Below are 14671 nucleotides of genomic sequence, written 5' to 3'. Positions count from 1 at the left end.
GGAGTCGGTCATGACCGGTCAAATTCCCTTCTTCGTGCCTAAGCGCACGATCACTGCAAGTGAGGTCGCGGGCATCGCGGGCTTACTTTTTGTTACAAAAGATTTCCTCATTTCGGCTGGAGCAGCGCTAGAGACAGCGCGCCGCGGCGAGCTGAGCTATATGGACAATCACAAGTATCTTGAGGCCTTGAGGCAGACGAATGCAGGCGCTTGTCTCGTCTCCCCGCGCTTCAGCGCATCCGTTCCAAAGGAGACTTACTCTTTTGTGACACCTCAGCCGTACTTGATTTACTCAAGGATCCTCGCGTTGCTCTATCCAGGAGCGGCTATCCCGGGGTCACTTTTCGAGACCGACGGCATTTCTCCAAACGCCACGATTCATGCTTCGGCCATTATCGATTGCGGGGTTACCATCGATCCCGGCGCAGTGATCGGTCCCCGGGCCAAGATCGGTGAACGCACTTATATCGGGTCAAACGTCGTGATCGGTCCAGACGTAACCATCGGGAGCCATAGCTCAGTCGGCGCCAGCGCTATCATTGCGCACGCAACTGTCGGCAATCACGTCATTGTCCATCCAGGCGTATCGATCGGGCAGGACGGCTTCGGATTCGTGCCTGACAAAGGCGGACATATAAAAATTCTCCAGGTCGGAGGCGTCATTATTGAGGACTGCGTCGAAATAGGCGCAAACACGACCATCGATCGCGGGTCGACCCGCAACACGTCTATCGGCGAAGGTACGAAGCTCGATAACCTCGTACAAGTCGCCCACAACGTGACGATTGGCAGACACTGCCTCATCGCCGCGCAAGTCGGAATTGCCGGATCCGCAACTCTCGGGAGCTTTGTTGCAATAGGCGGCCAGACTGGAATTGCTCCTCATCTGACGATCGGCGACGGCGCACAGATAGCCGGTGCAAGCGGCGTCACGCGCGACGTGCCCGCAGGAGAGCGATGGGCAGGATTCCCAGCTCGCCCGAGCCGCAGGTTTTTCCGGCAATACAAGGCCATGGAAATGCTTGCGGCCGGTGACCGCGAGACAAACGATTGATGAACCTGCAAACCGGACCTGGCTGCCGGCCGAGGCACGGATGATCGACTGGCCGGTGAAGTCGGAACCGGTGAAGGCGACCTAGTTGACCTCCGGTTACCGCGGCGGAATGTCGCCGCGTGCCCAGCCCTCGCGCGTATGCGCCCGAAACTCTTCGAACGTTCCGGCCTCGATGGCTGCGCGGATGCCCTGCATCAGGCTCTGGTAATAGGCGATGTTGATTTCCGACAGCAGCATCGCGCCGAGGGTCTCACCTGATCGCACCAGATGATGCAGATAGGCGCGCGAGTAATCGCGTGCCGCCGGCCAAGTGCTCTCTTCGTCCAGCGGCCGCGGATCATCCTGATGCCGCGCATTGCGCATGTTGATCTGGCCGTGGCGCGTGAAGGCCATGCCGTGGCGACCGTTGCGCGTCGGCATCACGCAGTCGAACATGTCGACGCCGCGCGCCACCGCTTCCAGCATATCATCCGGCGTGCCGACACCCATCAGATAACGCGGCCGGTCCGAGGGGAGGATCGGAACCACCTCCTCGATCATCGCCAGCATCACGGCCTGCGGCTCGCCGACGGCGAGCCCACCGATCGCATAGCCATGAAAGCCGATATCGATCAGCCCCTGTGCGCTGGCGCGGCGCAGTTCCGGCACATCGCCCCCCTGCGCGATGCCGAACAGCATGTAGCCGTCCGGCGCCGTCTCGAAGGCGCGCTTGCAGCGCTCGGCCCAGCGCAGCGACAGCTGCATCGCACGATCGATGTCGGCGTGCTCCGCCGGCAGCCGCACGCATTCGTCGAGCTGCATGGCGATGTCGGAATTCAGCAGCCGCTGGATCTCGATGGCGCGCTCCGGCGTCAATTCGAACTTCGCGCCATCGATATGCGAACGGAACGTGACGCCCTGCTCGGTCACCTTGCGGAGCTGCGCCAGCGACATCACCTGGAAGCCGCCGGAATCGGTCAGCATCGGTCCGTTCCAGGTCGTGAATTTTTGCAGACCGCCGAACGACGCGACGCGTTCGGCGCCGGGACGCAGCATCAGGTGGTAGGTATTGCCGAGCACGATATCGGCACCGGCATCGCGCACGTCGCGCCAGTGCAGGCTCTTCATCGCACCGAGGGTGCCGACCGGCATGAAGGCAGGTGTGCGCACCACGCCATGCGGCGTCGTCAGCTGGCCCCTGCGTGCCGTGCCGTCAGTGCGCAGCAGTTCGAAATGATTGGCGACGGTCATTGATTGCGTGTGTCCCGAAACAGCAGACTGGCGTCGCCGTATGAATAGAAACGATAGCCGGTCGCGATGGCATGGGCATAGGCCTGCTTCATCGTATCCATGCCGGCGAAGGCAGAGACCAGCATGAACAGCGTCGAACGCGGCAGATGGAAATTCGTGAGCATGATATCGACGGCGCGGAAGCGATAGCCGGGCGTGATGAAGATCGCAGTCTCGTCGGCGAACGGATGAATAACGCCGTCCTCGGACGTCGCGCTTTCCAGTAGGCGCATCGAGGTCGTGCCGACAGCGACGATGCGTCCGCCGGCTGCATGCGCTGTGTTCAACGCATCCGCCGTTACGCGCGAGATCGTACCCCACTCGGCATGCATCTTGTGCTCTGCGGTGTCGTCGACCTTCACCGGCAGGAACGTCCCGGCTCCGACATGCAGCGTGATGCGATGCAGGCCGACGCCGCGCGCCTTCAGAGCGGCTTCCAGTGCCGGCGTGAAATGCAGTCCTGCCGTCGGTGCGGCGACGGCGCCGTCATTGGCGGCGAACATGGTTTGATAGTCGGCCGTGTCACGCTCGTCCGGAGCGCGTTTTCCGGCGATGTAAGGCGGCAGTGGCGGCGCGCCGAGTTCGGCAATCGCCTGATCCAACGCCGGGCCGTGAAACGAGAAAGAGAAGATGATCTCGCCGGCATCGCCCTTGTGCTCGACTTGAGCGTCGAGATGTCCGAGCAGGCAGACGCGGCCTTCATTGCCGAAGCGCACCGTATCGCCTTCGACGAGCTTCTTTGCAGGCCGTACCAGCGCCTGCCAGCGCGAATTGTCGAGGCGCTTGATCAGCGTCGCATCGATCTTCGGTTCGGTCTCGCGGCCAATACGACGGCCGGTGAGTTGCGCCGAGATAACCCTGGTGTCGTTGACGACCAGCTGATCGCCGGGCTTCAGCCAGGTCGGCAGATCCGATACGACATGATCCTGCACGCCGATACCCGGCTGAACGACAAGTAGCCGCGCGGCGTCGCGCGGGCTGGCAGGCCGCAGCGCGATGTTCTCGGCGGGAAGTTCGAAATCGAAGATATCGGTACGCATGGGTTTGTAGTTATTCCCACTCCGTCATGGCCGGGCTCGTCCCGTCCATCCACATCTTGGTGTTGATGCCTATAAAACGTCGATGCCCGGGACAACTAGCGAAGTTCGCTTCGCGCTGCCCGGGCATGACGAACGTGAGGGAGGAGCTTAACTTAGGCAGCCGCGTCAGCAGCCATGGTGGCCTTGACGATCTTGTCCGGGTTCTGCACCGGCTCGCCGCGCTTGATCTTGTCGACGTTCTCCATGCCTTCGGTGACCTTGCCCCAGACAGTGTACTGCTTGTTGAGGAACGACGCGTCGTCGAAGCAGATGAAGAACTGGCTGTCTCCGGAATCCGGGCTGGCCGCGCGCGCCATCGACAGTGTGCCGCGCACATGCGGCTCGTTATTGAATTCGGCCTTCAGCTTCTTGCCCGAACCGCCGGTGCCGGTGCCCTGCGGACAGCCGGTCTGCGCCATGAAGCCGTCGATGACACGGTGGAAGACGATACCGTCGTAGAAGCCTTCGCGCACGAGCTCCTTGATACGAGCGACATGGCCCGGGGCCAGATCCGGGCGCATCTCGATGGTGACGGGACCCTGGGTGGTTTCAAGGATCAAAGTATTCTCGGTAACAGCCATGCTCGTCTCTCTACTGGTTTGGGTTGGTTTCGGCGGTCGTCAAACCGCACTCGGAAGGGGCGTCCAGCGACCGCGTCGCCCAGGCCCCCGGTAAATGGCATCGGCGTGCAATGTTGCAATGTCTCCATCACAGCCGTTCGGTAAGCAACGCTGTCGGCCTCGGAGGCATCCGGCGTCTCGAAGGTAATTCGCGGCCTTCCGAGAAGTTCACCGGATCGCTTGAAGCTGAACAGTACCGTGATCTCCATGCCCGGATGGCCGCGCGGCAAGGCGGGCGGATGCCAGCACGCTTTCAGCCTTCCGAACATGCCCTCCAGCGTGCTCACGGCTTCAGACTGAGCCGATGCCGGATGCGCCTGAAGAACGCCAGACAGTAATAATGCCGCGAGCAGAGCAATGCCCCTGCATCGCGGCATCATGATGCTCACTTGATGTCGGAAGCGACCTGAACCTTGACCATCTTGTCAGGGTCGGTCACGGCACCACTGGCCGAGCCGGGAGGCGCCTTCTTGAGCTTGTCCACCACGTCCATGCCGGCGACGACGTCGCCAACCACGGTGTATTTGCCGTTCAGGGATGAGCCTTCAGCGAACATGATGAAGAACTGCGAATTGGCCGAATCCGGATCGCCGGCTCGCGCCATGCCGACGACGCCGCGCTTGTACGGCACCTGCGAGAATTCGGCCTTCAGGTTCGGATACTTCGATCCGCCGGTACCGTTGAAGTTCTTGCCGTCGCCGGTCTGCGCCATGAAGCCGTCCATCACGCGGTGGAACGGTACGTTGTTGTAGTAGCCTTCGCGGGCGAGCAGCTTGATGCGCTCGGCGTGCTGCGGGGCGATATCGGTGCGCAGCTTGATGATGATCCGGCCCTTGGTCGTGTCGATCACGACCGAATTGGCCTTGTCGAGGCCAGCCGGAAGGGCTGCCGGAGCCTGCGCGAAAGCGGGAGCCGCGAACATCAGCGCGGCAGCAAGTGCGACTATACGGATCATGGAAACTCCGGATCAGAGAAAGCCGGTCAGCCGGCGTTTGATTAAGCGGCGAATTTGGACTTGAGGCTCTTGGCAACCGCGTCCGGGACGAAAGCCGAAACGTCGCCGCCCATGGCGGCGATTTGCCGGACCAGTGTGGCGGTGATCGGGCGGACACTCACCGAGGCCGGAAGAAATACCGTCTGCACATCCGGCGCCATGGTCTCGTTCATACCGACGATCTGCATCTCGTAATCGAGATCAGTACCGTCGCGCAGCCCGCGGATCATGATGGTCGCACCGATCTGCTGCGCCAGTGTGGTGGTGAGATTGTCATAGGTCGTGCAGTCGAATTCGCAGCCGGCGGCTGACGCCAGCGGTCCGAACACCTGCTTCACCATCTCCAGCCGCTCGTCCGTCGAGAACAGCGGCTTCTTGCCGGGGTGCACGCCGATCGCGACCACGAGCTTGTCGCACAGGCCAACGGCATGGCGGACCACATCGAGATGGCCATTGGTGACGGGATCGAATGAACCGGGATAAAGCGCGATACGGGGCATTCCCCCTCCTACCCCGCCCCCGTTCGAGCCGCAAGCCGACTTGGTTCCGCCCGCTCGGGCCGAATGGCCGATGTTTATTTTCGGACAGGGCTCGAACCGGATGCCGGGTCAGCGCGTCTACTGGGTACGCAGCAACGATATTGAAAACATTGGGCTTTCGAGCCTCATGTGTCGTCATGCGCGTACGGACGAAACACAAACTGGGCCGGATGAAACCACTTTGCCCGGACACGACAACTTCCTGAAACCGGGCCTGATTAATCAGGCAAGCACAGGAAGCGACAAACAAACCGGGCCAAAACGGCCCGAATGACAGGGGACCGTCATGATCAAGACTCTCTCAGCAGTTGCCGTCGCAGCTTTCATCGCAGCCGCCCTCACCGTTCTGCCGGGCTTTGCCCCGAAGGTCGAGGCGTCGGTGCCGGTGGCCCTCGCCAAGGCCGACCGTCTGGACATCCACACCGTAGGTCGCAACTGCTCCGAGCAGGCCTGGCCGAACTTCGAGGCCTCCTGCCTGCGTAACGCAGCCAGCAAGACGATCACTGTCCGCGAAGTACGCCTCGTGACCACCGAGCGTCGCTAAGCGGCAAAGGATACCGCACCCCGGTCAGAGCCAGGGTGTTCTGATATTCAATCTGGACAACCACGATCCACTCACCGAACCCGCACGACGCATAGTTCAGTGAAACTCTCGCGACACCTGCTTCAACTAATTTCATAGCAATTCGCGACGCAACGTCGCAGACTGCTGGTTAAGCGCGATCGTGAAAGCGCGAGTCCCGTGAGGGCTGCCAGTGACCGCCATCCCAGCCGCATCGCCAGGCCACTCTGGCGGACTTCCTCTCACGGCAACGATCGGCGCGCTCGGCGTTGTCTATGGTGATATCGGCACCAGCCCCCTTTACGCATTGAAGGAAGCCGTGAAGGCAGCGGCCCATGGCGGGCCTCTCACGTCCGAAGCGACGCTCGGTGTGGTGTCGCTTATCCTCTGGGCGTTGATCCTGATTATCTCCCTGAAATACGCGCTTCTAATTCTGCGCGCCGACAATCGCGGCGAAGGCGGCATCGTCGCCCTGCTGGCACTGCTCCACGCGCGCAACGCAGAGCCGGGCACGTGGCGCATACATCTGCTGGTCGTCGGTCTCGTCGGCGCCGCCCTGCTCTATGGCGACGGCGCCATTACGCCGGCGATCTCGGTCCTATCAGCCATTGAAGGCCTCAAGGTCGATGCACCGTCGCTTGCGCCAGCCGTGGTGCCGCTCACCGTCATCATTCTGATCGGGCTGTTTCTGATGCAGAGCAAGGGCACCGGTTTCATCGGCGGTATCTTCGGGCCAGTGATGCTGGGCTGGTTTGCCGTGCTGGCGCTGCTCGGCATCCATGGCATCGTGCAATCGCCCGGCGTGCTCGCTGCCGTCAGTCCGCTCTATGCCTTCGAATTCCTGATCCACCAGGACTTCCACATCAGCTTTGCCATTCTCGGCGCTGCCTTCCTTGCCGTGACCGGCGGCGAAGCGATGTATGCCGATATGGGCCATTTCGGCCGGATGCCGATCAGGCTCGCCTGGTTTGCCATCGCCCTGCCGGCGCTGGTGCTGAACTATTTCGGCCAGGCGGGACTGCTGATCGCCGACCCGACCGCCATCAACAACCCGTTCTATCAACTGGCGCCGGACTGGCTGCACTACCCGCTGGTGGCCTTTGCCACTGTCGCGACGGTGATCGCCTCGCAGGCTATCATTTCCGGTGTGTTCTCGCTGACGCAGCAATCGATCCAGCTCGGCTTCCTGCCGCGGATGCAGATTCGGCACACCACCAGCCACGCCATGGGCCAGATCTATGTGCCGCTGGTGAACTGGCTGCTGGCGGCGGCGACGCTGGCCGCCGTGCTCAGCTTCGGCACGTCGGACGCACTGGCAGGCGCCTATGGCATCGCCGTATCGCTGCTGATGGCGATCACCACGCTGCTCGCGGCATTGGTCGCACTGCAATGGGGCTATCCGCCGCTTCTCGTCGTGTCGGTGAACGGCTTCTTCTTCATCATCGATTGCATCTTCTTCGCCGCCAATTCCACGAAGCTGTTCGAAGGCGGCTGGTTTCCGCTATTCTTGGCGGCTGCTGTGGCGTTCCTGATGCTGACATGGCGCAGCGGCGTCAAACTCGTCGAAAGCGCCCGCGCCAAACTGCGTCAACCCGAAGAGGACCTGATCGAGACGGCCGTCAGTCGCTGCCATGCGCGGCTCAATGGCACCGCGGTGTTCCTGGCATCCATGCCGAATGGCGTGCCGCTGGCACTGACGCAATTCGTCAAGCATAACCACGTCCTACATGAGCGGGTCATTCTGGTGACTGTGCTGATCTCCGAAGTGCCGCGCGTCCCGGATGCCGATCGCGCCGAAATTATCGAAGTCATTGAAGGGATCACGCGCGTCATCCTGCATTACGGCTTCATGCAGTATCCAACGATTTCAGACGGGCTCGGCCTGGCCTCCGAACAGGGCAAGCTGCCCGGCATCGACCTCGCCGAGATCACCTATTACATCGGCCGGGAGACCATCATTCCCAGCGACAAGGTCGCCGGGATGGCGGTGTGGCGCGAAACCGTATTCGCGTTCCTGCAACGTAACGCCGAACGCTCCGCAGCGTTCTTCGGCGTGCCGACCAAGCAGGTCGTCGAGTTCGGCACCGAAATCGAGATATAAGCCGCGCGCGACTTAAGCCTCGGCCGGTCACGACTGCTCGCAGCAGGCCTGGCCGAACGTCGAGGCCTCCTGCCTGCGCTCTAGCGATCGACGCCCGCAAGGCGCGGGGCCTCTGCGAAACACGCGATGAGCATTTCGGTAAGAACCCGCACCTTCCGTGCGGGATGCTGACTTGGCGGCCGGATGACATAGACACCTGCCGGTGGTGGCGGATGGCGTGTCATGACCGGAACAAGCGCGCCCGAGGCGACATCGTCATGGGTGATGCCATCGGGGAGCCAGGCGATGCCGAGTCCTGCCAATGCTGCGGCGCGGAGAGCCGTGCCGTTGTCGGCTTTGAAGCGCCCTTGCGGGCGCACCGTGATTGTCTTGTCGCCATCCATGAATTGCCAAGCTTCTGTGCCCTGCATGAGAGCCTGATGCGCGACGAGTTCGTCCGGCGTCTCGGGGGAACCATGCGCTGCGATATAGTCCGGGCTCGCGACCAGTTTTCCATAGATGGGACCGACGTGTCGCGCGATCAGGTTGGAGTCCGGAAGATAGCCAACCCGGATCGCGCAATCGAAACCTTCGGCGATGAGATCAACGAAGCGATCACTGTAGACGCTATGGATGTGGAGCTGCGGGTGCCGTCGCGCCATGTCCGCAAGCACGGGAGCTAAGTGCGTTGGGCCGAAAGTCAGCGGCACAGCAATGCGCAAGCGGCCGCAAAGCTCGCCATCAGGCAGGAGCAACTCCCTGGCCGCGTCGATCTCGGCGCAAGCACGCGCTGCATGGTCGCGAAACGCGACCCCCGCTTCGGTGAGCGCAGCGCCGCGCGTGGTTCGTGCGAGAAGCTGCACGCCAAGTTCCGCTTCAATGCGAGCAAGCTGCCGACTGACGATCGACTTGGAGACGCCGAGCCGGCGCGCGGCGGATGACACGCCCCCGGCGTCGGCGACTTCCACGAACGTCCTGAGATCTTCGATATCCAATTCGGCGTTCCCCGTTCTGCGACACAGCTTGGCACGAGCGGTCACTATCGCATTACCGACAAGAACGGCAATACGCCCTCAGACAACGTCGCCGTTGGCGCATGTCTCCCGATCCGTCTCACTTAACAACGGCAGCAGAGGATATATTCATGACCTTTCGTAATGGCCTTGCGTCGCTTCTTCGCCCCGAAGATTCGGTTCTCGTTCTGATCGACCACCAGCCGTTCCAGATGGCCGCCCTGAACAGCCACGACCAGCAGATGGTGATCAACAACACGGTGGGCCTGGCCAAGGCCGCCAAGGTTTTCGGCGTCCCCACGATCCTGACGAGCGTGCTCATTGAACGTGGCGGTGTCCTGTTTCCACAGATCACCGATGTCTTCCCCGGACAGGAGGTGATCGACCGGACCTGGGTCAACACCTGGCAAGATCCGAAGGTGGTGAACGCGGTGAAGGCGACGGGTCGCAAGCAACTCATCATCGCTGGCCTGTGGACCGAAGTCTGCGTGGCAATGCCCACGATCCAGGCGCTCGGCGAGGGCTGGGACGTTACTGTCGTCACCGACGCGTCCGGCGGCATGTCGCTGGAAGCCCATGAGGTCGCGATCCAGCGCATGATCCGAGCTGGCGCCAACATGATGACCTGGTTCGCAGTGATCGGCGAATGGCAGCGCGACTGGGCCCGGCTGGAGACGGTGCCCGGAGTGACGGACATCATGATACGGCACGGCGGCGGCACCGGTATCGCCTATGTGTGGGAGCAGCAACTGCTCAACACGCCGGTGCCGAAAAGCTAACTGAGGCAAGGGACGGCGCGACTGTACGAGCATCGACCGCTCATCGCGGTTTCGCCGCCCACCCTCAGCGCAAAACAACGGCCAAGCGCAGCGGGAACGAGCTGTCCCGCCCAAGATCTGACTGCCCTCGTCGATGAAAACGCCTGATGATCAAGTTGAGCTTCGTTCTTGCGGCGACGATCGCCGCGACGACTACATTCGTACAGGCACAGGTCGGCACTGACGTCGAGCGCGCGCCAACGCTGACGAACGAACGATATCGTGAGGATTGGTCCTATCTCGCGGATCCATCTAAGCGAACCGGCCATTGGACGGAGCCCTTCAAATACATCCCGTTGCAGGAGCAAGCATTGATTTATCTCGCGACCGGCATGGAAGTCCGGTCGCGCTACGAAGGCTATACCAACGTCAATTGGGGATCCGCGCCGAATGACAGTTATATCTGGCACCGTTTCATGCCCTATGCCGACCTTCACGCAGGCAAGGTGCGGTTTTTCACCCAACCCATCTTTTCGACGATCACCGGCACCAGCCGTCCCGAGCGTCCGGTCGATACGACCGGCGCCGATATGCTTCAGGCATTCGGCGAGATCGAAATGGATGTCGGAGACCGCAGCACACTGCGCATGTCGGCGGGGCGCAAGCTGATGTCGCTGGGCGCTGGCCGCTTCATCGACACCCGCTACGGTCCCAATGTTCCGCAGGCCTTTGACGGTCTCGACGCGATCGTCACCGGACCTGATCGCCAGATGACGCTGTTTTACGCCCGTCCCGTTGACAATTTTCCGGGCGATTTTGATGATCGCATGTCGCGCCAAAAAACCGTCTGGGGCGCCTATGCAACCCAATGGCTGCGGGAGAACAAGTCGGTCGGTGTCGATATCTACTATCTCGGTTTGCTGGATCGCGATGCGGTTTTCGATCAAGGCCGCGGCAGGGAACTCGCGCATACATTCGGAACGCGAATCTTCGGCGACACGGGCGCCTGGTTCTGGAACGTCGAAGGCGCCCTACAGCGTGGGACTTTCGGAACGCGACGCGTGGAAGCATGGGGTATTGGTGGTGAATTCGGCTATCGCTTCCTTCAGACGCCTTTTCAACCCGAACTCCGGTTCATGTCCGATGTTATTTCGGGAGACGGCAACCCGGACGATGCAAAGCTCGGGACGTTCAATCCTCTATTTCCGAGGGGCAAATATTTCGGTGCTCTGTCTCCGGTCGGCCCGCGCAACCTCATTCAGGTCCGGCCGTCGATCACCGTCTATCCGCGCAAAGATGTCGCAGTCTCGCTCACCGGAGCGGCCTATTGGCGACAGAGCACGGTCGATGGGATCTACGGGGTCCCCGGAAATCTCGTGAGAAGCGGCAAAGGCAGCGATGCGCGCTACATCGGACATCAGATCGAGCTGTCCGTAGCATGGCAGGCTACGGCCGAGCTCAATCTGTCTGCATCGTTGAGTGCCTTCGAAGCCGGGCGTTTCCTATCGGACACCGGACCCGCACAGACCATAACCCTGATCAGCGTGATGGCGAACTTCCGGTTCTAGCTGTGACACGACCTGATCGACGAGTTGAACAAGGAGTTCTCATGGAAATCGGCATCGACAGTTTTGCAGCCATCCTTCCCGATCCAGCGACGGGCAAGCTGCCTTCAGCGACCGATCGCATGGCGGACCTCCTTGATGAGGTCGAGGTCGCCGACCGGGTTGGGCTCGATGTCTTCGGCATCGGTGAGCATCACCGCGCCGAATTCCTCGATTCCGCGCCCGCGATCATCCTGGCCGCGGCAGCAGCGCGCACCAGCCAGATTCGTTTGACCAGCGCCGTAACAGTGCTGAGCGCCGCTGATCCCGTGCGCGTGTTTCAGGAATTCGCGACTCTCGATCTCATCTCGAAAGGCCGTGCGGAACTCGTCGTTGGTCGAGGCTCGTTTGGCGAAGCCTATCCGCTGTTTGGCATGGACCCGCAGGACTATGACAAACTCTTTGCCGAGAAGCTCGCGCTGTTCTTGAAGCTTGGCGAGACCAAACATCCGATCTGGAAAGGTCGCTTTCGTTCGGCGCTCGAGGGCCAGGGTGTCTATCCGCGTCCGCATCAAGCCCGGCTGCCGATCTGGATCGGCGTCGGCGGCACGCCGGAATCCTTCGCGCGCGCCGGCACGCTGGGCCTGCCCCTGATGGTCGCGATCATCGGCGGCACATTCGAACGTTTTCGTCCGCTCGTCGATCTCTATCGCGACGCCGGCAGCCGCGCCGGGCACAGTCCCGACAAACTCAAAGTGGGTGTGCACGCGATGGGTTTTGTCGGCGAGACCACCGCAGCCGCCAAAGACGCCTTCTTCCCCGGCTGGGCGCATCTGACGGCGAGAATCGGCCGCGAACGTGGCTGGTCACCACCGTCGCGCCAGCAATTTGACGCCATGGCCGGCCCGGAAGGCGCGTTCCTCGTCGGCGATCCCGCAACGGTCGCAGCGAAGATGCGCCATGCCGATGAGGCTCTCGGCGGCGTCTCGCGCATCACCTTCCAGATGAGCACGGCTTCCCTCGAAACCGCCGCGATGAAGCGTTCGATCGAGCTTCTCGGCACTGACGTCGCGCCGATCATCCGGGCGGCGCACGCACGGACATGAGAAGCACTGCATGTCTCTCATGCAGCGTATGACGGTTCTCTTCACGACGTGAACCTGACGCGCTGAATTGCCGCACGCGTGGCGGCATCGGACAAAGCCGCCAAAGTCATCTACTCTGCTCGCGACGCACTGTGCGAAAATATAAGGCACGCCGGATTGGAGACATCCGGCAGATCAACGAAAGAGGTGAAATGGCGGACGCTTCCGGTTTTAGTTTGGGACACGCAATTGTCCTGCTGGGTGCGGCCACCGTTGCAGTGCCACTGTTCAAGCGATTGGGCCTCGGCTCCGTCCTCGGTTATCTCATCGCCGGCTTGGCCGTCGGGCCGTTCGGCCTTGGCCTGTTCAATGATCCCGAGACGCTGCTGCATACGGCCGAGCTCGGCGTCGTCATGTTTCTGTTCATCATCGGGCTGGAAATGCGCCCGTCAAAGCTGTGGAAGCTGCGCCGGCAGATCTTTGGCCTTGGCGCAGCGCAGGTCATCACCTGCGGCTTCCTGCTCACGCTGGTCGGGATGGCCGCGGGCCTCAGCTTTCCCGTCGCCATGATCGGCGCCATGGGCTTTGTGCTGTCCTCCACCGCCGTCATCATGCAGCTGCTGGAGGAACAAGACGAGACCACATCGCCAGAAGGCCAGCGCGCCATCGCGATCCTGTTGCTGGAGGATCTTGCCATCGTTCCGCTGCTGGCGCTGGTCGCTATCTGGGGCGCCGCCGATGCGCCGGCCGCCGCGAACGCAAAACCGATGTGGCAGAGCGCCGCCATCGCCCTCGCCGGCCTCGCCGCGCTGCTGGCGGCGGGCCGCTGGCTGCTCGACCCGTTCTTCCGCATCATTGCTCGGGCCGGCGCGCGCGAAGTGTTGACCGCCGCAGCGCTGCTCGTCGTGCTCGGCTCCGCCGTGTTCATGCAGAGCGTCGGCCTGTCGATGGCGATGGGCGCCTTCCTCGCCGGCGTGCTGCTCTCGGAATCGAACTTCCGGCATCAGCTCGAGGCCGACATCGAACCGTTCCGCGGCATCCTGCTCGGCCTGTTCTTCCTCAGCGTCGGCATGTCGCTGAATCTGCGCATCGTCGCCAGTGAATGGATCATGGTGCTGGGCGGCGTCGTGGCCTTCATGATCGTCAAGGCGATCGGCATCTATGTGATCGCGCGCCTCGCAAAGTCTGATCACGCCGCCGCCACCCACCGCGCCGCGCTGTTCGCGCAAGGCGGCGAATTCGCCTTCGTCCTCTATGCGGCTGCCGGCACCGCTGGCATCTTCGACACCCGCGTCTCCGCGGTCATGAGCGCGATCGTCATCCTGTCGATGGCACTGACGCCCATCGTGTTGCTGATCCACGCGCAGATGCGGCAGAGCACGCCGGTCTCCATGGACGGCATCGACAAAGCCGACGGCCTGCGCGGGAAAGTGCTGTTCATCGGCTTCGGCCGCTTCGCGCAGGTGGCGAGCCAGGCCCTGCTGGCGCGCAACATCGAACTTTCGCTGATCGAAACCGATGTGGACATGATCCGCGCCGCCGGCAATTTCGGCTTCAAGATCCACTATGGCGACGGCACCCGCCTCGACGTGCTGCACGCTTCCGGCGCTGGCACCGCTGAAGCGATCCTGATCTGTGTCGACAAACCGGAGGCAGCAGATCACATCGTCGAACTGTGCCGCTCGGAATTCCCGCTGGCCAAACTCTATGTCCGCTCCTACGACCGCGGCCATTCGCTGCGCCTCATTCATGCCGGCGTCGATTTCCAGATCCGCGAAACCTTCGAATCCGCACTGCTGTTCAGCGAAGCCGTCCTGACCGGCCTCGGCCTCGACGAAGACGAGGCCCGCGAAGCCATCGCCGATGTCCGCGACCGCGACGCGCAACGCGTCGAGCTGGAAGTCATCGGCGGCCTGGAAGCCGGCCGCAAGCTGCTCCGCGGCAATGCCGAAACGCCGGAGCCGAGCCCGTTCTTCAAGACACGGCCGGCGAGTGCGGAGTAGCGGTTCCACGAACGGTGTCGAAAATTGGGATGTGAGGTCCGAGACCGGCCGACGACGCCGACGATTGTCTC

Annotated in this window: 15 protein-coding genes; 8 read left to right on the top strand and 7 right to left on the bottom strand. The window is 62.1% G+C overall.

Annotation, left to right across the window (positions count from 1 at the left end):
* Positions 1-10: 10 nt before the first annotated feature.
* Positions 11-1054, top strand: a complete 1044-nt coding sequence (gene lpxD / locus AB8B20_RS02695; RefSeq protein WP_439071591.1) for a UDP-3-O-(3-hydroxymyristoyl)glucosamine N-acyltransferase — start codon at positions 11-13, stop codon at positions 1052-1054.
* Between the two features lie 96 nt (positions 1055-1150).
* Here the strand turns inward: lpxD and tgt are convergent, their stop codons facing one another.
* The 6 genes from tgt to coaD form a co-directional block, all read right to left on the bottom strand.
* Complete coding sequence (gene tgt / locus AB8B20_RS02690; RefSeq protein ID WP_120289859.1) at positions 1151-2284, bottom strand: tRNA guanosine(34) transglycosylase Tgt; 1134 nt, start codon at positions 2282-2284, stop codon at positions 1151-1153.
* Positions 2281-3363 (bottom strand): tRNA preQ1(34) S-adenosylmethionine ribosyltransferase-isomerase QueA, encoded by a 1083-nt coding sequence (queA, locus tag AB8B20_RS02685; protein WP_439071590.1) that lies wholly within the window; start codon positions 3361-3363, stop codon positions 2281-2283. Before queA ends, tgt begins: the two co-directional genes overlap by 4 nt.
* A gap of 152 nt (positions 3364-3515) precedes the next feature.
* The gene (locus AB8B20_RS02680; RefSeq protein WP_116663619.1) at positions 3516-3983 is read right to left on the bottom strand and encodes a peptidylprolyl isomerase; all 468 of its coding nucleotides are present in this window, start codon (positions 3981-3983) and stop codon (positions 3516-3518) included.
* Positions 3959-4402 carry a hypothetical protein gene (locus AB8B20_RS02675; protein ID WP_309946204.1) on the bottom strand — a complete coding sequence of 148 codons (444 nt, stop codon included), beginning with the start codon at positions 4400-4402 and terminating at the stop codon, positions 3959-3961. The genes AB8B20_RS02680 and AB8B20_RS02675 overlap by 25 nt, the downstream gene beginning before the upstream one ends.
* Before the next feature lie 5 nt (positions 4403-4407).
* The gene (locus tag AB8B20_RS02670) at positions 4408-4977 is read right to left on the bottom strand and encodes a peptidylprolyl isomerase (protein WP_089264448.1); all 570 of its coding nucleotides are present in this window, start codon (positions 4975-4977) and stop codon (positions 4408-4410) included.
* 41 nt (positions 4978-5018) lie between these two features.
* A complete protein-coding gene (coaD, locus tag AB8B20_RS02665) occupies positions 5019-5516 on the bottom strand; it encodes a pantetheine-phosphate adenylyltransferase (protein ID WP_089264449.1) in 498 nt (165 codons plus the stop codon).
* A 70-nt stretch (positions 5517-5586) separates the two neighbouring features.
* Between coaD and AB8B20_RS02660 the strand changes: the two genes are divergently transcribed.
* The 3 genes from AB8B20_RS02660 to AB8B20_RS02650 all read left to right on the top strand — a co-directional run bounded on the left by AB8B20_RS02660 (position 5587) and on the right by AB8B20_RS02650 (position 8218).
* Positions 5587-5829: a hypothetical protein gene (locus tag AB8B20_RS02660; protein WP_184516379.1), complete on the top strand. Its 243-nt coding sequence runs from the start codon at positions 5587-5589 to the stop codon at positions 5827-5829.
* Positions 5830-5841: 12 nt separating this feature from the next.
* The gene (locus tag AB8B20_RS02655; RefSeq protein WP_089264450.1) at positions 5842-6099 is read left to right on the top strand and encodes a hypothetical protein; all 258 of its coding nucleotides are present in this window, start codon (positions 5842-5844) and stop codon (positions 6097-6099) included.
* Positions 6100-6310: 211 nt separating this feature from the next.
* Entirely contained in the window at positions 6311-8218 is a 1908-nt protein-coding gene (locus AB8B20_RS02650; RefSeq protein WP_089264451.1) for a potassium transporter Kup, read from the top strand.
* Positions 8219-8298: 80 nt separating this feature from the next.
* On the opposite strand, the gene AB8B20_RS02645 is transcribed toward AB8B20_RS02650, so the two are convergent.
* On the bottom strand, positions 8299-9192 hold the full coding sequence (locus tag AB8B20_RS02645) for a LysR family transcriptional regulator (RefSeq protein ID WP_439071589.1): 894 nt from the start codon (positions 9190-9192) through the stop codon (positions 8299-8301).
* A gap of 149 nt (positions 9193-9341) precedes the next feature.
* Here AB8B20_RS02645 and AB8B20_RS02640 point away from each other — a divergent pair, with 149 nt between their 5' ends.
* The 4 genes from AB8B20_RS02640 (at position 9342) to AB8B20_RS02625 (ending at position 14600) form a co-directional block, all read left to right on the top strand.
* On the top strand, positions 9342-9989 hold the full coding sequence (locus AB8B20_RS02640; protein WP_439071588.1) for a hydrolase: 648 nt from the start codon (positions 9342-9344) through the stop codon (positions 9987-9989).
* Positions 9990-10135: 146 nt separating this feature from the next.
* On the top strand, positions 10136-11536 hold the full coding sequence (locus AB8B20_RS02635; protein ID WP_439071587.1) for an alginate export family protein: 1401 nt from the start codon (positions 10136-10138) through the stop codon (positions 11534-11536).
* Between the two features lie 41 nt (positions 11537-11577).
* Positions 11578-12618 (top strand): LLM class flavin-dependent oxidoreductase, encoded by a 1041-nt coding sequence (locus tag AB8B20_RS02630; protein ID WP_439071586.1) that lies wholly within the window; start codon positions 11578-11580, stop codon positions 12616-12618.
* 191 nt (positions 12619-12809) lie between these two features.
* Complete coding sequence (locus AB8B20_RS02625; protein WP_439071585.1) at positions 12810-14600, top strand: monovalent cation:proton antiporter-2 (CPA2) family protein; 1791 nt, start codon at positions 12810-12812, stop codon at positions 14598-14600.
* Positions 14601-14671: the final 71 nt, after the last annotated feature.

The sequence above is a fragment of the Tardiphaga sp. 866_E4_N1_4 genome (assembly GCF_052076075.1).
GTDB lineage: Bacteria > Pseudomonadota > Alphaproteobacteria > Rhizobiales > Xanthobacteraceae > Tardiphaga > Tardiphaga robiniae.
This window is presented reverse-complemented; position numbering and strand designations above follow the sequence as displayed.